The organism is Aeromonas sp. R2-1, assembly GCF_040908425.1.
In the GTDB taxonomy this organism is placed as follows: Bacteria; Pseudomonadota; Gammaproteobacteria; order Enterobacterales; family Aeromonadaceae; genus Aeromonas; species Aeromonas caviae.
Window position 1 is genome coordinate 85,143 of record NZ_JBFODR010000007.1, and the last position, 19,351, is coordinate 104,493.

The 19,351-nt window shown below is 58.4% G+C and carries 19 protein-coding genes; 11 read left to right on the forward strand and 8 right to left on the reverse strand.

Annotated elements, in window-relative coordinates; genetic code table 11:
* The 3 genes from AB5Y80_RS00720 to AB5Y80_RS00730 are packed head-to-tail and all read left to right on the forward strand — an operon-like array spanning window position 1 to window position 4,783.
* On the forward strand, window positions 1-864 hold the full coding sequence (locus AB5Y80_RS00720) for a DUF4123 domain-containing protein (protein ID WP_368172443.1): 864 nt from the start codon (window positions 1-3) through the stop codon (window positions 862-864).
* Window positions 861-4,040 (forward strand): toxin VasX, encoded by a 3,180-nt coding sequence (locus AB5Y80_RS00725; protein WP_368172411.1) that lies wholly within the window; start codon window positions 861-863, stop codon window positions 4,038-4,040. Before AB5Y80_RS00720 ends, AB5Y80_RS00725 begins: the two co-directional genes overlap by 4 nt.
* Entirely contained in the window at window positions 4,040-4,783 is a 744-nt protein-coding gene (locus tag AB5Y80_RS00730; protein WP_368172412.1) for a hypothetical protein, read from the forward strand. The genes AB5Y80_RS00725 and AB5Y80_RS00730 overlap by 1 nt, the downstream gene beginning before the upstream one ends.
* Before the next feature lie 118 nt (window positions 4,784-4,901).
* Here AB5Y80_RS00730 and AB5Y80_RS00735 read toward each other — a convergent pair whose 3' ends face one another.
* Together AB5Y80_RS00735 and AB5Y80_RS00740 are read right to left on the reverse strand one after the other, a co-directional pair.
* Window positions 4,902-5,477 (reverse strand): DJ-1 family glyoxalase III, encoded by a 576-nt coding sequence (locus AB5Y80_RS00735; RefSeq protein WP_323904624.1) that lies wholly within the window; start codon window positions 5,475-5,477, stop codon window positions 4,902-4,904.
* Window positions 5,478-5,507: 30 nt separating this feature from the next.
* A complete protein-coding gene (locus AB5Y80_RS00740; protein ID WP_039040714.1) occupies window positions 5,508-6,455 on the reverse strand; it encodes a ketopantoate reductase family protein in 948 nt (315 codons plus the stop codon).
* 358 nt (window positions 6,456-6,813) lie between these two features.
* Here AB5Y80_RS00740 and AB5Y80_RS00745 point away from each other — a divergent pair, with 358 nt between their 5' ends.
* The gene (locus AB5Y80_RS00745) at window positions 6,814-7,296 is read left to right on the forward strand and encodes a YajQ family cyclic di-GMP-binding protein (RefSeq protein ID WP_010673357.1); all 483 of its coding nucleotides are present in this window, start codon (window positions 6,814-6,816) and stop codon (window positions 7,294-7,296) included.
* A gap of 103 nt (window positions 7,297-7,399) precedes the next feature.
* On the opposite strand, the gene AB5Y80_RS00750 is transcribed toward AB5Y80_RS00745, so the two are convergent.
* The 6 genes from AB5Y80_RS00750 to AB5Y80_RS00775 form a co-directional block, all read right to left on the reverse strand.
* On the reverse strand, window positions 7,400-8,206 hold the full coding sequence (locus AB5Y80_RS00750) for an outer membrane protein OmpK (protein ID WP_039040713.1): 807 nt from the start codon (window positions 8,204-8,206) through the stop codon (window positions 7,400-7,402).
* A gap of 156 nt (window positions 8,207-8,362) precedes the next feature.
* Window positions 8,363-9,664 carry an MFS transporter gene (locus AB5Y80_RS00755; RefSeq protein WP_039040718.1) on the reverse strand — a complete coding sequence of 434 codons (1,302 nt, stop codon included), beginning with the start codon at window positions 9,662-9,664 and terminating at the stop codon, window positions 8,363-8,365.
* A 187-nt stretch (window positions 9,665-9,851) separates the two neighbouring features.
* A complete protein-coding gene (locus AB5Y80_RS00760; protein WP_042877853.1) occupies window positions 9,852-10,181 on the reverse strand; it encodes a hypothetical protein in 330 nt (109 codons plus the stop codon).
* A 114-nt stretch (window positions 10,182-10,295) separates the two neighbouring features.
* Window positions 10,296-10,847 (reverse strand): peptidylprolyl isomerase, encoded by a 552-nt coding sequence (locus tag AB5Y80_RS00765; RefSeq protein ID WP_010673361.1) that lies wholly within the window; start codon window positions 10,845-10,847, stop codon window positions 10,296-10,298.
* Between the two features lie 14 nt (window positions 10,848-10,861).
* On the reverse strand, window positions 10,862-11,434 hold the full coding sequence (locus AB5Y80_RS00770; RefSeq protein ID WP_039040711.1) for a YajG family lipoprotein: 573 nt from the start codon (window positions 11,432-11,434) through the stop codon (window positions 10,862-10,864).
* Between the two features lie 24 nt (window positions 11,435-11,458).
* Entirely contained in the window at window positions 11,459-12,592 is a 1,134-nt protein-coding gene (locus AB5Y80_RS00775) for a methyltransferase (protein ID WP_042877855.1), read from the reverse strand.
* A 207-nt stretch (window positions 12,593-12,799) separates the two neighbouring features.
* Here AB5Y80_RS00775 and AB5Y80_RS00780 point away from each other — a divergent pair, with 207 nt between their 5' ends.
* The 7 genes from AB5Y80_RS00780 (at window position 12,800) to nqrF (ending at window position 19,348) form a co-directional block, all read left to right on the forward strand.
* Window positions 12,800-13,108 carry a BolA family transcriptional regulator gene (locus tag AB5Y80_RS00780; RefSeq protein WP_010673364.1) on the forward strand — a complete coding sequence of 103 codons (309 nt, stop codon included), beginning with the start codon at window positions 12,800-12,802 and terminating at the stop codon, window positions 13,106-13,108.
* A 419-nt stretch (window positions 13,109-13,527) separates the two neighbouring features.
* Entirely contained in the window at window positions 13,528-14,871 is a 1,344-nt protein-coding gene (locus tag AB5Y80_RS00785) for a Na(+)-translocating NADH-quinone reductase subunit A (protein ID WP_257706924.1), read from the forward strand.
* A gap of 3 nt (window positions 14,872-14,874) precedes the next feature.
* Complete coding sequence (locus tag AB5Y80_RS00790; RefSeq protein WP_010673367.1) at window positions 14,875-16,104, forward strand: NADH:ubiquinone reductase (Na(+)-transporting) subunit B; 1,230 nt, start codon at window positions 14,875-14,877, stop codon at window positions 16,102-16,104.
* On the forward strand, window positions 16,094-16,882 hold the full coding sequence (locus tag AB5Y80_RS00795) for a Na(+)-translocating NADH-quinone reductase subunit C (RefSeq protein WP_324032268.1): 789 nt from the start codon (window positions 16,094-16,096) through the stop codon (window positions 16,880-16,882). Before AB5Y80_RS00790 ends, AB5Y80_RS00795 begins: the two co-directional genes overlap by 11 nt.
* On the forward strand, window positions 16,875-17,507 hold the full coding sequence (locus AB5Y80_RS00800; RefSeq protein WP_005303545.1) for an NADH:ubiquinone reductase (Na(+)-transporting) subunit D: 633 nt from the start codon (window positions 16,875-16,877) through the stop codon (window positions 17,505-17,507). The genes AB5Y80_RS00795 and AB5Y80_RS00800 overlap by 8 nt, the downstream gene beginning before the upstream one ends.
* 3 nt (window positions 17,508-17,510) lie before the next feature.
* On the forward strand, window positions 17,511-18,107 hold the full coding sequence (nqrE, locus tag AB5Y80_RS00805) for an NADH:ubiquinone reductase (Na(+)-transporting) subunit E (protein ID WP_005303538.1): 597 nt from the start codon (window positions 17,511-17,513) through the stop codon (window positions 18,105-18,107).
* Between the two features lie 17 nt (window positions 18,108-18,124).
* Window positions 18,125-19,348: an NADH:ubiquinone reductase (Na(+)-transporting) subunit F gene (gene nqrF / locus AB5Y80_RS00810; protein ID WP_010673369.1), complete on the forward strand. Its 1,224-nt coding sequence runs from the start codon at window positions 18,125-18,127 to the stop codon at window positions 19,346-19,348.
* Window positions 19,349-19,351 lie beyond the last annotated feature (3 nt).

Consider the following 19,351-nt stretch of genomic DNA (forward strand, 5'->3'; position numbering starts at 1 on the left):
ATGGCTTTCGTCGCAGAGCGTCCCGACATCGAACTGAACAGAGGTGAGCAACTCTATCTGTTGCTAGATGGGGCGCGCATTCCCGCGCTTGAGCGAGTGTTGTTCGAGCAGGACGCATCTCCTTCCTATCAGCCCGTTTACCTTCACGCCCCCTGGGACAGCTTGCGAGAAGTGAGCCCCTGTCTGATATGTGCAACGCCCAATCTGCTGGATTGGTTTATGCAAAACCGCGATGCATCATGGGGTTACCTGTTATCGTCCCCTCTTTCTCTGTTGCCGTTGGCCGAGCGACTGCGTGAGCTAATCGAGGTGGAGAGTCCCTATGGCAGCAGGATTCTACTCAAGCTGGCCATGCCGGAGACCATGTGGCGGCTGTTTATGGATGATGAACCCTGGCTCTGGCAGGGGGTGGCTCAAGTCTGGATCCCGACCCGGCAGGGGGAGGGGCAGGTGTGGCAGCACAAGGTTGCCGTGCCTGGAATGGGGTCCCCCATGGGGGAGCGCCTGCGACTTTCCGATGTGCAGTGGCGCCGTCTGGGAGAGGTGAGCTGGTTGAACACCCTCAATGGGATAAGAGCACACATGCACACCTGGTTTGGGGCTCGCATGCTGACGCTGCCAGAACCCATGGCGTGGATTGCCCATTGGGCTGATTACGCCTATGCCCAGGGATTCGAGAGCGAGCGGGATCTGCTGCTGTTTTTCAATGTGATGGGGTATCTCGGCAGTGACTGGTTTGATGAAGATGAGCATCCCCGGATCAAGGCGTTGATTACCCAGCGTTCGCCCCAGACCCCTTCGCAACGTATCGAGCAGGCCGCCGAGCTTGCTGCCGCATTGAGCAACAAGGATCAAGACGCATGAGTACGCCCAATCAAGCCGCCCAGTGTGCAAACACGACCGACAGCAAGAGCCCGGCAGGAGTCTGTCCGCTCAAGAACAAGAAGATTGCCATCATCCCGGTGCGTTATGCCCTGGATGAGCCGTTCTCCCCGCCACAAAAGCAGCCTCACCCAGTCCCCGCCGGAGCAGGCTTTGTGGTGCCTCTCAAGTTGAAAGAGAGCGGTTATGCCTTGCGCCAACTGCGTGATGGCTGGCTCTATGTGTATGACGAAAAGACCAAGACATTTGATGAGTACGAGATAAAAGGATCGACCTTCATCAACCAGAGCAAGGGAAGCAAGGGGCATCTGCTCTACCCGGCGAGCCATACCCTCTCCCTCGCTTATTCTCCCCAGCGCTGGACGGGGCGCATCAAGCATGAGATGGAAAAGAGCGGCGGTTTGCGCACCACCTGGATGCGGCAGGTGAAACTGGGCAGTTTTGCCAGCACCATGAAGGCCCCTCATTGCGGTCTGCCAGATGTGCTTGACAAGGTTGCGGACCTGGGGATGTCCAACAAGGGATTTGTGCTCTCTTCTACCCCTCTTGCCAAGCCTGCCGAAGAGGACAAGCAGGGGATCAAGTTGCTGGCTCACAAACCTGCGAGTTTACCGACTGCCTACAAGGCGGGCATACCGGATCCCAAGAGCGCCATGGTGGTCGCTCTGGAGGACCCGCTGGCCGACCTTGCCGACCTTTCCATGAAGGTCAATCAACTGCTCGCCAAGCGCGAAGCACTGCTGGGGAAAGATGATGCCACCATCAAGGTCAACAGCCACAAGCTGATGATGGCGGAGGTCACGCGCAACCTGGCCAGGGTGCGGCTCGACGAGAAGGAGTTGCCCGCCTCCGTCAGGGGCAATGTCGCCAGGACCCAGGCCTTTGAAGAGGCGCTGGATGATTATCTTGGGGATCGCTACCTCGCCGACATGGAGAGCATGACGGCAGAGCCCGGGATGGTGCGGTTCAACTCCCCCATGGAGAAACGGGCTGATGAGAAGCTGAAAATCTTGCGGGAACAATATGGTTTCAATCCATCTCAAAAACAGGTTTCCCAATGGAAAGAGCGCGCAGCCTTCCAGGATGAGGTCAACTGGAGCGGGCTCAATGCCTTTATCAAGCAGTATCAGGTGCCACTCAATGAGCTGGATCTGGCCCTGACGCGGGCTCATGAAGACCTGTTCAACGGTGTGACCCGCCTCAAGGCCGATCCGCTGCCCTTTGGTCTGGACAACAGAACACCCAAGGGACAAGCCTATCTGCAGACCCTGTTTGCCGAGGCCGGGCCGGTTCTCTCTCTTAGCTGCCGCACGGAGGAGAGGAAGAAAGCGCTGGAGAAACTGCTGGGCGAAAAGAGCCGCGACAACTTGCTGGCGCTGGCCCCTTATGGCTTTGATGCCGCGTTGCACAAGGGACTGAGCGAGCTGACGGTAGACAATGCCTGGCTCAGCACCTCCTCTGGGGATATGACAGCCCTCTATGGCAGAACGGCTGATCTGGAGACGCTATTGGGGGACGAGAGATTCAAGCAAAAGTCCTGGTTCCAGACGATCGAAGCCGTCATTGAAGCCATGAAAATGGCTGGAAAGTCCATGGCCAAGGGGGCTCACGCCCAGATCATGGCGGCCATCTTGCCCCATGCCTGGAAGAACAGCCTGGCGGGCAACCTCAGACTGGTACTGCTGGAATCCCTGCTCGGCGACCAGCCGCTGCAGGTCAACCGAGACTATCGGATGCTCCACAACCGCTTCCAGCAGAAGGTCTGGATCATAGTCAAGGAGATGTCGGCCATCAGCTCCCCCCCTCCCGGGCGCAGCACCACGGTGAAGGCCATCAACGGTCAGCTAAAAACCTTGCAGCAACAGCTTGATACCCTGATTGCCAGCGAAATGCCCCTGCTGGTGAAACTGAAAGGCGATCTCTACCAGCAACAAGCCAGACAATATGTTGGTGACTATCTGGCGAGCGTACGTAGCGGCGTGAATCAACGCATCACGGCCATGAACGAGAGAATTCCCAATCTGGCGACCTTTGGCGGGCTGGTTGCCCTGCTCAACCTCTGGAATCTGACAGTGGTCATCGCAGGGACGGCGCAAAACGCCCAGTCCATCGGTCGGGAACGGGCAAATATGCAGTTGGGCTCGGCCTTCGCCTGGACGGGTAATGCCATCGCCGCGCTCTATCAGGGGGCGGCGTGGGAGAAGCTAAAGCCGCTCACTACTGATGGAGGTAAACGAGCCCTGACAGCAATCTCGATAAAAGCAGCAATAAAAGAAGGTGAGCATGCGGTCTGGGTTAAAGCCTTCTCTCTACGGATGCTGGCATTTTCTAGTCTAGGTTTGGCTGCGGCAGGGCTTGAAGCCTTGGACAGTTGGCAGGCTAGCCAAGATCCACTGATAAGTGGTATGGAAAAAACGCTTTTGCAGATGAAAGCAGGGGTGCTATTTGGGCAAAGTGGCATTTTCCTTATCCAGCTTGCGTATTTAGGTGCCAATGGTTTAGGTTTTTCATCCATCGCTGCTATTTTTGCGCCTTGGATGGTTGTCGGGCTCTTTGTGTTGGGTATTGCCTATCTGGCTTTAACTATGTTGCTGAATATTTTTAAACGCTCGGATTTGGAAAAATGGTTGCTGAAATCAATCTGGGGAAAGCAGCCTGCCAATTGGTCCGCCGAAGATGAACTGGCTCGCTTTGAAATGTTGGTCAATAAGCCTGGGGCCAGTTTGACTGTGGTACGCACCGCACCTCAGGGGTGGATGGATACCGGTCGTTCCCAGTGGCAGTTGCAACTTTCACTCCCTGCCCATTTGCGAGGACAAACCATAGGGTTAAATGTCACTTCTCAACCACTTGCCAGTGCTGGTCAGATGATCCCCGCGCGCTCCAAAGAGGAGCTTGACCGCTATCTGGCTGCAATGAAACCCAAGATGATAGATACACTACGCGGGAGCTGGGAGGACATGGTCTATTCCCTGCCGCTGGAGGTTGATACCAACTCGGCCATCAAACTGGAACTGGGGTATCTCGGGGGCATGGTTCAGCGGGAGTTTATTTTCAAGGGCAACAGTAGTAGTGGCGGCCCTGTGACATTGAATAGCTGCAGCGGCGATCTGGGTACAATGCCCGCGTTGGTGGTCGGCAAGCAAGGGAATAAATAATGGATAAGTCAAACGAGGAAGTTGATGTGAATGAGCAGGAGATTCCTTTTCGTCTATTACCACAGGAAGAGCAACAACGTATTCTCGATGCCAATCAAAAAAAAGTGCGTGAGGCCCCAATTCTTCAGGAGTGGAATATTCGGGTTTCTACACCATTTGCTTGGCTTATTATTTTTCTAGTCACTGCAGTTATGACGTTATTTGCTGTAGGTTGTGTATTACTTACAGGTGATGTTGATTGGGGGTTTGCTTATCTAGCATTCGGTGTTGCTATAGCAATGATCCCTTATTTTCGTTATTTAGTGATGGCAGATAAAAACTATCATTACCGTCTTACAACAGAAGGCGTTATTGTCACTTATCAGGATGTTATTCCAGAAGTAGCTTATACGATAGTCCGTGGTTTGGCTTGGCTTGGCGTGGTGGTCTGTGTATTTGCAGTGGCTGTATTGGGACCATTTTCTCTAGTCGGTGCTGGTGGGATGGCACTCCTTGCGATATTTTTCACTGATTTTAAAAGTGAAGTAACAGAGCATGAAACCATGTTTAAAAAAGATTGGGACTATACGTTAATCATCTCCAATAAAAAGAAAGCATTAAGGTTTGAATCAACGCCATTTAAGATTTCACATAGCGACAATTTATATTGTAAATCTGAAGATTTTGAAAAAGTTGTCGGTCTGATCAAAGAGCAGATTAGATGTGTCGATATAAAATATATAAAAGGCCATCCAATGATTTGATTTTTTATATCGTAGCTGTGAGGTGAAGACCGTCTCCATGCCGTCTGAGCCTCCAAAACAGAGGCCCCTTGCCTGTGGCAAAGGGGCTCTGCCGTTTTCAGAGAAGTGATTGGTGCGATTATGGCAACACCGAAGGGGGCAACACCATGGGACCGGCCACCGCGTGAGCAGCCTCGTCACCTCGCAGTACCCGTACTATCTCGAGGGCGAACTCGATGGCGGTACCCGGGCCCTGGCTGGTGATCAGGCGATGGGCTTCATCGGTCACGACCCGCGCCGTGCTCAATTGTGTCGCGGGCAGACGGGCCTGAAAGCCCGGATGGCAGGTGGTGCTCGCATCCCCCAGCAAGCCGTGATGGTGCAGTACCACGGCGGGTGCGGCGCAGATGGCGGCGCGCCAGCGGCCGAGGCCTGCCTGCTCCCGTAGCAGGTCGATGGCGAGGGGGGTGTCGCGGATCACTTCGCTGCCGGGCAGACCGCCCGGCACGACCATGGCATCGAAGTCACGGGTGGTCAGCTCGTCGAGATGGCAATCCGCCACCAGTTGCACCCCGCGAGAGGCGCGGATCTGGCGCGCTCCGGTGGGGCAACAGGAGGCCAGCACCACATCGATGCCACCCCGAACCAGGGTATCGACGATGGCAACCGTCTCTATCTCTTCCGACCCGGGGGCCACCAGTACCAGTACGTTCATCTTGCACTCCTTGCTTGCCAGTTGCTCTGCTCAGCGCTTCTCTTTGACGGCCTGATAGAGACCCTGATTGACCGGCACCGCGATACCGTGAAGGGCGGCCTTGCCCAGCAGGAAGCCGGTGATGGCTTCGATCTCGGTCTCGCGGCCCTGTTCCATGTCTTGATACATGGAAGAGTAATTGTCGGCGGTGAGCTCCACCACCATCATGACGCGGCGTAGCAGCTCTTCGCTGCCGGTGGGCTGACCTTCGGCCCGCATGACATCAGCCACTTCCACGCAGATTTGCTGTAGGGCATCGGCAAAACGCGGACCGGCCAATTCGCCGTTCTTGAGCTTGTAGAGCGCGGTGAGGGGATTGATGGCGCAGTTGACGGCGAGTTTCTGCCACTGACGTGTCAGGATCTGCTCATCCCAACCGGCCTGACCCAGGGCGCTGGCCAGCTCGTCGGCGAGGTGAGCATGGGCACGGGCCGCTTCGTTGATTGGGCCCAGCCAGGTCTCCCCCTTGCCGGTGTGGCGGAACACGAAGTGGCCGCTCTGCATGGCGCCATGGCTGGTGACGCCGGCGATCACCGGGTTGTCGGGGAAGAGTGCGACCACCTGATCGGCGATCCCCATGCCGTTGTGCAGCAGCACGATGGGTACCCCTGCCGCCAGTTGCCCGACCAGGGGAGTGAGGGCCGATATCACCTGCCCCGCCTTCGTCATCACCAGCAGGCGTTTGATGCTGCCCGGCTTGTCGATGAAGGCGCGTTCGATGGCCAGGAGCTGGGTATGCCCCTCAAGGGAGGTAAAGTCGACGCCGGGGTGCAAGGTGGCACGATGGCGCTCGCGCAGCAGGAGGCGGGTTGCTTGGCCGCTTTGGGTCAACAGGGAGGCGAAGACGCCACCCAGGGCGCCGCAGCCCAGCAAGGTCCACTCGGGAGAGACAGGGTGACGGCGTGTTTTCAGGTTGTTGTCGCGTAATCCGCTTGGCATGAAGAGGCTCGATCATGGGAAGGGCTGCCATCCTGTCAACCGCCAACCCGGGATAAGGGAAGATGTCGCTTGGTGAATACCTGGAACCGGTGCATGAGCTGGTTGCCGGGTCGTGCTCAAGGTTCATGCGCAGCCAGGGAGCCTCATGTATGCATGAACATGCGGGTGTCTGGGCTGCACTTCACCGAGTGTCGGACCTCTCGCGACTGCTCCTGAACGGGTTCTAACGGGTCTCACCATTCCTGTGCGCAGGGGATTCTAGCAGAGCAATCCCATCGAAATCAGCAAATTTGCCCGTTTTCTGGTAGATTTGCCCACCTGTCAGCACAACCTGAAGTACAGCATGAGGAGCCCGGCTATGCCGTCATTCGATATTGTCTCTGAAGTCAAAATGAACGAGGTGTTGAACGCCGTTGATAACGCCAACCGTGAACTGGCGACCCGTTTCGATTTTCGTGGTGTGGAAGCCAGCTTCGAATTGAACAAGGAAGAAGTGAAGCTGGAAGCCGACGCCGATTTTCAGCTCAAGCAGATGGTCGAGATCCTGCGTGGCGCCCTGCTCAAGCGCCAGATCGAGAACAGTTCCATGGACGTGGGTGACAGCGTCCACTCCGGCAAGCGCTTCCACCTGACCGTGAAGTTCAAGCAGGGGATCGACAAGGAAGTGGCCAAGAAGCTGGTGAAGCTCATCAAGGATTCCAAGATCAAGGTGCAGGCCGCCATCCAGGGCGACGAGGTGCGGGTCACCGGCAAGAAGCGCGACGATCTGCAAGAGACCATGGCGCTGGTGCGTGGCGCCGAACTGGGCCAGCCGATGCAGTTCCAGAACTTCCGCGATTGATGGCGAACGGGGAGGGCGCGGCTCTCCCCCCACTGCCAGCATGAGGGCATAAAAAAACCGGAGCAGCTGCTCCGGTTTTTTTGTGTCCGTGTGACGAGTTCGATTAGAACTTGTAGGTCACGGAGAAGTAGTGGCCGAAACCAGTGGTCTTCAGACCGTAGGAACCGTTCTGGATGCCGTAGATGTCGTTGAAGTACTTCAGACCGTAACCGACGGCGTAGCGGTCGGAGTGCCAGTACAGGCCGTTGAACATGGCGGTACCGTCGGTGGAAGTGTCCTTGGCATCAAACAGGTGATCCAGGTAACCCTGATAGGCTACGAAGCTGCCGTTGGAGAAGGTGTAGAAAGGCTTGAACCAGTTCATGGAGAACTGATAGCCGTTCCAGCCCTGCTCGCCACCGCCTTCATTGACGTGACGGGCATACAGGTTCATGCCCATTTTGCCGAACCAGGGCACCATGACGTCTGCACCCAGACCGGTCATGGCTTCAAACAGACCATCCGGACCACCGACGTTGATCAGGTTGGCGATGTAGACTTCCTGCACCGGGCCGAAGGAGAGATCTTTGCCGGTCATGGCATCGATGGAGATGCGCGGTGCAAATTTGATGAACAGGTTGTCCTGGTTGTGCTTGTCGTCGTGACGGTTCTGGAAGATGTCGAATACGTCGACGTAACCGTACAGATCGAAGATACCGGAACGGCCACCAAACTCCATTTCGAAGTAGGTATCGTTGTAACCACCTTCGGACTCAGCGTAGGGCAGCTGGTCGATGGTGTGCATCACGTTGAACTGGAACCACTTGTAGTCGTTCTTGTGGATGTCGCCGCTGTAGTCGGCAGCGAAGGCCGGAGTGGCGGAGGCAGCCAGCAGACCGGCAGCGATCAGAGTCTTGGTAAATTTGGCCATTTTATTGGTCTCTTGTGCGTTAGTTGAGGTTTTCCGTAGCCTGCCCACAAGGAGCGGGAGGGATTCTAGCCAAATAAATTCAGCGGATAAACAAGCACCAGGGAACTTTGTCAGGATTTGTGAATCTAATCACCCCCTAAAATGCGCAAACGCTTGCTATTTGTGCGTTTGTGGTGACAAGGCCCTGCCTCGTTTGGCAACCATGATGATCAGGATCATCACCGGAATGCCGAGCAGACTGGTGCCGATGAAGAAGTGGCTGTAGCCGATCTGCTCCACCACGCGACCGGAAAACCCCGCCAGCAACTTGGGCAGCAATAGCATGATGGAGCTGAACAGGGCGTACTGGGTGGCGGAGAAGGCGACGTTGGTGAGGCTCGATAGATAGGTTACAAACGCAGCCGTGGCGATGCCGGCGCTGAGGTTGTCCAGCGAGATGATCAGAGTCAGCAGCTCCAGGTTGTGGCCCACTTCGTTGAGGAGAGCGAACAGCAGGTTGGTGCTGGCGGTCAGCACGGCGCCGAGGAACAGGATGCGCAGGGTGCCAAAGCGCATCACCAGCACGCCCCCGAGCGCGGCTCCCACCAGCGTCATGATGACGCCATAGACCTTGGTGATGGTGGCCACTTCCGTCTTGCTGAACTGCAGATCCACATAGAAGCTGTTGGACATCACCCCCATCACCACGTCCGAGATGCGATAGCAGGCGATAAGCCCCAGGATCAGCAGGGCCGAGGAGCCGTAGCGGCGGAAGAAGTCGGCGAAGGGACACCAGATGGCCTCGTAGGTCCAGGCCCCCAGCCCGGCCAGCGTGGGGGACCAACCCCGTGCCAGCAGGGTGGCCTTGCGCGCCATCTGCTGCTCGTCCTGACTCTTGAGATCGATCTGCGGCTCGTGACTCATCAGGGTGGTGAGGATGCCAAGAGACATCAGCCCTCCCATCAGCAGATAGGTGAGCTGCCAGCCGCGATAGTCATAGCCGCTGTTGCTGCCGAGCCAGGCCGCCAGCGCAAGCGCCCCCGCTCCCGCCATGATCATGGCGAGTCGATACCCCGTCATATAGGACGCGGCCATGGCCGCCTGCAGCCGCTCGGGAGCGGATTCGATGCGATAGGCGTCGATGACGATGTCCTGGGTGGCAGAGGAGAAGGCCACCAGCAGGGCGAAGAGGGCCAGCTGGGCGAGCTGGGTCTTGGGATCGCAATAGGCCATCCCCACCAGGGAGAGGGCGATCAGCACCTGGGAGAACAGCATCCAGCTGCGTCGCCGCCCAAGCAGCCGTGACAGCAGGGGCAGGGGCAGCCGATCCACCAGGGGCGACCACAGCCACTTGAAACCGTAGGCCAGCGCTACCCAGCTCATGTAGCCAATGTCGGTCAGGCTGACATCCGCTTCGCGCAGCCAGAACGAGAGGGTGCCAAAGACCAGCAGCAAGGGCAGGCCGGAGGAGAATCCCATGGCAAACAGGATGAGTACCCGCGCTTCCAGATAGACGGCGAGGGCATCTCGCCAGCGGGTGGCGCGGCCCGGTGTGTGGCTGGGCGGGCGGAGATTGTTCAACTGCCTGACTCCTCGGGGAAAAGGGGGTCATTTTGTCAGGTTCGGCAGGCGTAGCCAAGGCAAGCCGAGGGGGGAGCGGCAGGTTTCAGGGGCGTGAGCCGATGCAGTGGTGCGGGCAGGGGCCCCCGTCGGCGAGAAAATTGGCGCAGGCCATGAGTTGCAGGCGCAGCGCGTCATCACAAAGGAGGCGCTGCTCATCCCACAGGTGCAGGCTGTGAAGCAGATGCCAGAACACTCCTTCCTGTGCGTTGGCGGGGGTTTTGTCCATGGGGATCACGCAGAGCGCCTGCCAATGGGAGAGGAGCTGCCAGCTCAAGTCCTCCAGCTGCTGGTAGGGAATCTTGCGTGCCAGAAAATGGCGAACCGCCTGGGCCAGCGGGCCGGCGTGTTGGGCTATGTAATCATGACAGGTCACCGGTTCCTCCTTCTGGTTCTGCTCCCCGATGCGTGGCACACATCGGGGAGCAGAGTATAGAAAAAGAGACCGGTGACCCGTTCAGGGACGCGGTGGAATGTGATCCGGGCCGCGTTATTTGTCCGCGAGCAGCACCACTTTCTTCAGGATGATGGGGCTGGTGGGGACGTCGTTGGCACGCAGGATGGAGCTGTAGCCGGTCTGGACCTGGGCCAGTTTGTCCAGCACCTCCATCCCCTTCACGACCTGGCCGAACACGGTGTAACCGGCGCCGGCATTGGCGTTGAGGTTGTCGTTGTCCACCAGATTGAAATAGAACTGGCGAGTGGCGCTGTCGACCGCCTGGGTGCGGGCCATGGCGATGGTGCCGCGCTTGTTGGGCAGGCCGCCTCTGGACTCGTTGACCACGGGATCGAAGGTCGGCAGGGGCTGGAACTGCTGGTTGTAGCCTCCACCCTGCACCACGAAGTTCTGGATCACCCGGTGGAACAGGCTGCCGTCATAGCTGCCGTCTGCCACGTAGCGCAGGAAGTTCTTCACGGTCTGGGGCGCCTGTTTGGGGGCCAGCTCCACGACGATGGTGCCATGGTTGGTCTCCATCTGGACTTTTTGACCGGCAAAAGCCAGGGGGGCGATCAGGGTGACCAGTAACCAGAGTTTCTTCATTTATATGTCCTCGCTCAGCTCGGCTGACCTTTGAGATAACCGCGCAGCGCCTCGTCGGCCATGATCTGCTGCAGCACGCTGCCCAGTTGCTGGTTCAGAGTGGATTCCAGATCGGCCATGCTCGGCTCGCCCGGGCCCTCCTTGCTGGAGGACATGTTGAACTGCTTGGTCAGCTTGCTGCCCTGGAAGTCGGCAATCACCTGCAGGCTGACGCGGGACTTGGTGACATAGGTGAAGGTCTTCTCTTCCACGGTGACGGCGGCAGTGGAGATGGCCAGCGTCAGGTTGGTGGTGCCGCTGTTGCCCACTTCCAGGCCCTGGCTGCGCAGCCCTTCCGCCAGTTTTTCAGCCAGCAGGCTGTTGAGAGGCTGACTGCTGTTCACCAGCACAGGGGCCTTCTCTTTCTTCTTGATGGAGAAGACATAGGCGGCTTCACGCTTGTCCACCCCTTCCATGGTGATGCGGTTGCCGGAGTAATACTGCTGGTTGGAGGGGATGACTTGCGGGTTGAGCAGGGCGCTCTCGGGCCAGTGAGTAGCACAACCGCCTAATACCAGAGCGGCCAGCAGCAAGAGTGACTTTTTCATCATGGGTTTCCTTTAGCTTTATCTTTAGCGTTTGATGGCTTTCAAAATAACGAATTTGCTGTTCGACGCAACGACTTGTGCGTTGCCAAACAGGCGCTTGAGTTTGTTGTGATAGTCCAGATGACGGTTGCCTACTATCCAGAGTTCGCCCCCCTGAGGCAACACCCGATGGGCGTCGCTGAACATCTGCCAGGCGATGTGATCGGTGATCGCCTGCAGCTGATGGAAGGGGGGATTGCAGAGGATCCTGTCCGCTGCCCCGACGGGAACGTCATCGAGACAGTTGTTGACCATGAAGTGGGCACGGGGCAGGGCATCGGGCAGGTTGTGCTCGACGTTGAGCCGTGCGGACGCCACCGCCATCCGGGATTCGTCGATGAAGGTCACCTCCACCTCGCTGTCGCGCGTGAGCAGGGAGAGCCCGAGCACGCCATTGCCACATCCCAGATCGATCACCCTGCGGGCACTGTGGATGGGCAGGTTGTCCAGCATGAAGCGGGCGCCGATATCCAGGCTCGTGCGCGAGAACACGTTGGCATGGTTGTGGATGAGCATGTCGGTGCCTTCCAGCGGCCAGACGGTCGGGAAGGGACTGGTCAGGGACGGGCGCTCGGCGGCCGGGGTGCAATGAATGAGGCGTGCCTTCTTCCAGGCGAGCGAGGTGCGGGTCTCCCCCAGATACTTTTCGAACAGCTTGAGGGTGGAGGTGTGGATGTCCTTGGCCTTGCCGGCAGCAATGATGCGGGTCGCAGGGGTCACGACCCCGCGCAGGGCAAGCAGTTGCTGCTCCAGCAGCGCCTGATACTTGGAGACCTTGATCACCACCAGGGCGGGGGCATCGGGCAGGGGGGCCAGCGCATCCTGCAGGGTGATGGCGTGGGGAGCCAGCCCGTTTTCCGCCAGGTTGGCCAGGGTGGCCCGCTCGCTGATGTGGGAGTCGGTCACGCAGACGGGGGCGTGGGCATGCAGATAGCCTGCCAGGGCGCCGAAGCCGTCGTTCATGATGATGACGGGGCCGTCAGGTGCCTGCTGCGATTCGGCAAGGTGGCTTATCAGGTACTCGTCCGCCGCATCCCAGGCCTGCAGAGGGTCCTGGCTCTGCCGCGGGTAACGATACAGGGTCAGGCGGCAGTGGGCCGTGTCGAGCAGGGTTTGCATAGGCAAGAGTCCAACGTGTGATTGATGAATGGCGACCGTCTGCCCCGTGTTGCCCGGCAGCGGTGAAAGTGGCGCTATTCTAGCGGCGGCGGAGAAATTCACCAGTCCGGTACGGCGAGAGCGAGCGGATCCTTCGTACCTGATGCATCGGGCGCACAACCCTGGCTACAATGGCCGGATATTCAACGAGGAGTCCTTACCGTGAGCATGCAACAACAGATAGAGGCCAAGCTGGCCGCCGCGCTCTCCCCGAGCCACCTGGAAGTGATCAATGAAAGCTACATGCACAGGGTGGCACCGGGCTCCGAAAGCCACTTCAAGGTAGTCGTGGTGAGCCAGGCGTTTGAGGGACAGCGTTTGCTGGGGCGCCATCGTCAGGTGAACGGGGTGCTGGCCGACGAGCTGGCGGGAGCCATTCATGCATTGGCGTTGCATACCTATACCGAATCCGAGTGGCAGGCCAGGGAGCAGGCGCCAAAGACGCCGGGTTGCGTCAGCAAATCCCCCTTTGCGTGAGCCGTTGGACCTTCTGATGGCGCCTTCCTCGGGCCATTAACAACGCTATCACGAATGGTGTGCCGCCAGGGATGAGGGGTGTAGCATTATTTTTTCTAATCCTTTTCCTTACGCCTGAAAAATACCTCTATATGGTTAGTTTTGCGAAAGGTCCTTTAAAACCACGGTTTGCAAGGACGTGCGCGAAATATTCAGTGAAGGTTAATTTTGTGATAGGGCGGGGATTTTCCCCATTTGGCGTGGCGGCTAACTCGCCTAAGGTGGTAAACTCAGGCGCTTTTGAATGATCCTGTATGTTGCTGATTTGTTTATTTCTTCGACAGCTTTCCGCGATGTTGACGGGCTCATTCAACAACTCGTCGTGATGTATTTCTCGGCGCTAACCAACCTGTCTTCCCTTAACGGTAGTGCAAGTGAGTATGATTACAATTAAAAGAGGACTGGACATCCCCGTGCTGGGTGCTCCGGAGCAAGTAATCTACGATGGCCCGGCCATCACCCGTGTTGCTACACTCGGCGAAGAGTTCGTGGGGATGCGTCCTACTATGTTTGTCAAAGTAGGTGATCGCGTCATTAAAGGTCAGGAGCTCTTCGAAGATAAGAAGAATCCCGGCGTTAAATTCACGGCCCCTGCCACCGGTGTGGTTTCTGAGATCAACCGTGGTGCCAAGCGTGTTCTCCAGTCCGTCGTCATCGACATCGATGGGTCCGACGAGCAGGTGACCTTTGAGCATTTTGCCTCCGCCGAGCTGGCACAGCTCGAGCGCAGCAAGGTGCAGGAGATCCTGGTCGCATCAGGCCAATGGACCGCGCTGCGTACCCGCCCGTTCAGCAAGGTGCCGGCCCTGGGCTCCACCCCGCGCGCCATCTTCGTTACCGCCATGGACACCAACCCGTTGGCCGCCAGTGCGGAGCTGATCATCAAGGAGCAGGCCCAGGCCTTTCTCGACGGTCTGGCCGTGCTGACCCGCCTGACCGATGGTACCGTCCACGTCTGCAAGGGCGAAGCCAGCCTGCCGCACTCCTCCCTGGCCCAGGTCAAGGAAGCCGTGTTCGTTGGTCCGCATCCCGCCGGTCTGCCGGGCACCCACATCCACTTCCTGGATCCGGTCGGTGCCAACAAGGTGCAGTGGCACATCAACTATCAGGACGTGATCGCTTACGGCAAGCTGTTCACCACCGGCCAGATCTTCACCGACAAGGTGATCTCCCTGGCTGGCCCGAACGTCATCAAGCCGCGTCTGCTGCGTACCCGTCTGGGTGCCAGCCTCAGCCAGCTGACCAACAACGAGCTGCGTGCGGACGAAAACCGCATCATCTCCGGTTCCCTGCTGAGCGGTGCCAAGGCCGAAGGGGTCCATGACTACCTGGGTCGCTTCCACAACCAGGTGAGCGTGCTGGGCGAAGGCCGTGAGAAAGAGTTCATGGGCTGGGTCAAACCCAGTGCCAACAAGTTCTCCATCACCCGTACCACCCTCTCTCACCTGATGAAGGGCAAACTCATCAACTTCACTACCACCACCAACGGTAGTGATCGCTCCATGGTGCCTATCGGCAACTATGAGCGTGTGATGCCGCTCGACATCCTGCCGACCCTGCTGCTGCGGGATCTGATCTCCGGTGACACCGACAGCGCGCAGGCGCTCGGATGCCTGGAGCTGGATGAGGAAGATTTGGCGCTCTGTACCTTCGTCTGCCCCGGCAAGACAGAGTACGGCCCCGTCTTGCGTGAGTGCCTGACCAAGATCGAACTGGAAGGTTAAGCGATGAGTTTCAAGCAACTTCTTGAAAATATGGAACATCACTTCGAGCCGGGTGGCAAGTACGCCAAGTACTATGCCCTGTTCGAAGCGGCGTACACCCTGTTTTATACCCCGGGTTCCGTGACCCGCAATGCCGCCCACGTCCGTGATGCGATCGATCTGAAGCGCATGATGATCATGGTGTGGCTGGCCGTGTTCCCGGCCATGTTCTGGGGCATGTACAACGTCGGCAACCAGTCCATCGCCGCCATCGCCCACATGGGCAGCGCGGCCGGTGCCGATTCCTGGCAATACGCCCTGGCCACCCTGTTCGGTGCCTCGCTGGATCCGGCCGTCGCCGGCATCGGCAGCAAGATGCTGATCGGTGCGGCGCACTTCTTCCCGATCTACATCACCGTCTTCATCGTCGGTGGTTTCTGGGAAGTGCTGTTCGCCATGGTGCGCAAGCACGAGATCAACGAAGGCTTCTTCGTGACCTCCATCCTGTTCGCCCTGATCGTGCCGCCCGAGCTGCCCCTGTGGCAAGCTGCCCTGGGTATCACCTTCGGTGTGGTGCTGGCCAAGGAAGTGTTCGGTGGTACCGGCAAAAACTTCCTGAACCCGGCGCTGGCGGGTCGTGCCTTCCTGTTCTTCGCCTACCCGGGTCAAATCTCCGGTGATGCGGTCTGGGTTGCCGTTGACGGCTTCTCCGGCGCAACCGCACTGAGCCAGTGGGCCCAGGGCGGCCAGATGGCGCTGATCAACGGTGCCACCGGTGAAGCCATCAGCTGGATGGACGCCTTCCTTGGCAACCTGCCCGGTTCCATCGGTGAAGTTTCCACCCTGATGATCCTCATCGGCGCAGCCATGATCGTCTACATGCGCATCGCCTCCTGGCGCATCATCGCCGGCGTCATGGTCGGCATGGTCGCGACCTCCCTGCTGTTCAACGTCATCGGTTCCGATACCAACCCCATGTTCAGTATGCCGTGGCACTGGCACCTGGTGCTGGGTGGCTTCGCGTTCGGCATGGCCTTCATGGCGACCGACCCCGTTTCCGCTGCCTTTACCAACAAGGGCAAGTGGTGGTATGGCGCCCTGATCGGCGTGATGGTGGTGCTGATCCGGGTAGTGAACCCCGCCTTCCCGGAAGGCATGATGCTGGCCATTCTGTTCGCCAACCTGTTTGCCCCCTTGTTTGACCATTTCGTGGCGCAGGCGAACATCAAGCGGAGGATCGCACGTGGCGTTTAATAAAGACTCTACTACCGGCACCCTCGCCGTAGTGACCGGTCTGTGTCTGGTCTGCTCCATCGTGGTCTCCGTGGCTGCCGTGGGTCTGCGTCCGGCCCAGCTGGAAAACAAGGCACTGGACAAGCAAAGCAACATCCTGTCCGTCGCCGGCGTCGACATCAGCGCCGTGGCCAAGCGTGATCTGGCCCAGCTCTATGGCGACAAGATTGAAGCGCGTCTGGTGGATCTGACCAGCGGTGAGTTCGTTGAAGGCGACGCCGACAACTTCGACACCAAGGTTGCCGCCAAGGATCCGGCCAAGAGCATCCGTCTGGCCCCGGCCGACGACAAGGCCGGCCTGCGTCAGATCTCCAAGCTGGTTCCCGTGTTCTTCGCGAAAGATGCCGAAGGCAAGGTCGACAACATCATCCTGCCGATCTACGGCCAGGGTCTGTGGTCCACCATGTATGCCTTCGTAGCGGTCGCGGCCGACGGTCAGACCATCAAGGGCATCACCTACTATGACCACGGTGAAACCCCGGGTCTGGGTGGCGAGATCGAGAACCCGGCCTGGCGCGAGCTGTTCGTCGGCAAGAAGCTGTTCGACCAGAACGGTCAGCCTGCGCTGCGGGTGATCAAGGGCCATGCTCCGGCTGGTTCCGAGCATGAAATCGACGGCCTGTCTGGTGCAACCCTGACCGGTAATGGTGTACAGCACACCTTCGACTTCTGGATGGGCCCCAAGGGCTTCGGTCCCTTCCTGGCCAAGGTACGTGCAGGAGAAATCAACAATGGCTGACAAGAGCGAAATGAAAAAGTTGCTGTTGACGCCTGTGCTCGGCAACAACCCCATCGCACTGCAGGTGCTGGGTGTCTGTTCCGCGCTGGCCGTTACCAGCCAGATGAAGACGGCGTTCGTGATGACGCTGGCCGTTACCGCGGTCACCGCCTTCTCCAACCTGTTCATCTCCCTGATCCGCAACCAGATCCCGAACAGCGTGCGGATCATCGCCCAGATGGCGGTGATTGCCTCGCTGGTTATCGTGGTTGACCAGGTGCTCAAGGCGTATGCCTATGACATCTCCAAGCAACTGTCGGTGTTCGTTGGTCTCATCATCACCAACTGTATCGTGATGGGTCGTGCCGAAGCCTACGCCATGAAGAGTGCCCCGCTGCCCTCCTTCCTGGACGGTATCGGCAACGGTCTGGGTTATGGCGCCGTGCTGCTGACCGTGGCCACCGTGCGCGAGATCCTGGGTTCCGGCACCTGGTTCGGCATCGAGCTGCTGCCGCTGGTGAACAATGGTGGCTGGTATGTGCCCAACGGCCTGCTGCTGCTGCCGCCGAGTGCGTTCTTCATCATTGGTCTGATCATCTGGGGCGTGCGCACCAAGGATCCCAAGCAGGTGGAGGCGAAGGATTAAGGTATGGAACACTATATCAGTCTGTTGATTCGCTCGATCTTCATCGAGAACCTGGCGCTCTCCTTCTTCTTGGGGATGTGTACCTTCCTGGCGGTGTCCAAGAAGGTCAAGACCGCCATGGGCCTGGGGATTGCCGTTATCGTGGTTCAGACCGTTGCCGTCCCGGCCAACAACCTGATCTACAACTACGTGCTTAAAGACGGTGCCCTGGTATCCGGTCTGGATCTGAGTTTCCTGAGCTTCATCACCTTCATCGGGGTGATCGCGGCCCTGGTACAGATCCTGGAGATGGCGCTGGACAAGTACTTCCCGGCCCTCTACAACGCCCTCGGTATCTTCCTGCCGCTTATCACAGTGAACTGCGCCATCTTCGGTGGCGTCTCCTTCATGGTGCAGCGTGACTACAACTTCGTTGAGTCCGTGGTCTATGGCGTGGGTTCGGGTGCAGGCTGGATGCTGGCCATCGTCGCGATGGCAGGGATCCGCGAGAAGATGAAATATTCCGATGTTCCGGAAGGCCTGCGTGGCCTTGGCATCACCTTCATCACCGCGGGTCTGATGGCGCTGGGCTTCATGTCCTTCTCTGGTATTTCCCTGTAATCGGAAAGGAAATATAGATGGAAATTATTCTGGGTGTGGTCATGTTCACCGTGATCCTGCTGGCCTTGGTGGCAGTCATTCTGTTCGCCAAGTCCAAGCTGGTGACCGCCGGTGACGTGACAATCAGCATCAACGGCGACCCGGCCAAGGCTGTGACCAGCCCGGCGGGTGGCAAGCTGCTTGGCGTGCTCGCCGGCAGTGGTATCTTCGTCTCCTCCGCCTGTGGTGGCGGTGGCTCCTGTGGTCAGTGCAAGGTGCGTGTGAAATCCGGCGGCGGCGACATCCTGCCGACCGAGCTGGATCACATCAGCAAGGGCGAAGCCCGTCATGGCGAGCGTCTGGCCTGTCAGGTCACCGTGCGCTCCGACATGGACATCGAGCTGCCGGAAGAGATCTTCGGCGTGAAGAAGTGGGACTGTACCGTCATCTCCAATGACAACAAGGCCACCTTCATCAAGGAGCTCAAGCTGCAGATCCCCGATGGCGAGAGCGTGCCGTTCCGCGCCGGTGGTTATATCCAGATCGAAGCGCCTGCCCACCACGTGCAGTACAAGAACTTCGATATTCCCGAGGAGTATCGTGGCGACTGGGATCGCTTCAAGATCTTCGAGCTGGAGTCCAAGGTCAACGAGCCGATCATCCGTGCCTACTCCATGGCGAACTATCCGGAAGAGTTCGGCATCATCATGCTGAACGTGCGGATCGCAACCCCGCCGCCCAGCAACTGGACTGCCCCTCCCGGCCAGATGTCTTCCTACATCTTCAGCCTGAAGGCTGGTGACAAGGTGACCATCTCCGGTCCGTTCGGCGAGTTCTTCGCCAAGGACACCGACGCCGAAATGGTGTTCGTCGGTGGTGGTGCGGGTATGGCGCCGATGCGCTCCCACATCTTCGACCAGCTGCGCCGTCTGAAGACCAAGCGCAAGATGAGCTTCTGGTACGGTGCCCGTTCCAAGCGCGAGATGTTCTATGTCGAAGACTTCGACATGCTGCAGGCCGAGAACGACAACTTCCAGTGGCACGTCGCCCTGTCCGATCCGCAACCGGAAGACAACTGGGATGGCTACACCGGCTTCATCCACAACGTGTTGTTCGAGAACTACCTCAAGAACCACGAGGCGCCTGAGGATTGCGAGTTCTACATGTGCGGGCCTCCCGTGATGAACGCCGCCGTCATCAACATGCTGAAAAACCTCGGTGTTGAAGACGAGAACATCCTGCTGGATGACTTCGGTGGTTAATCC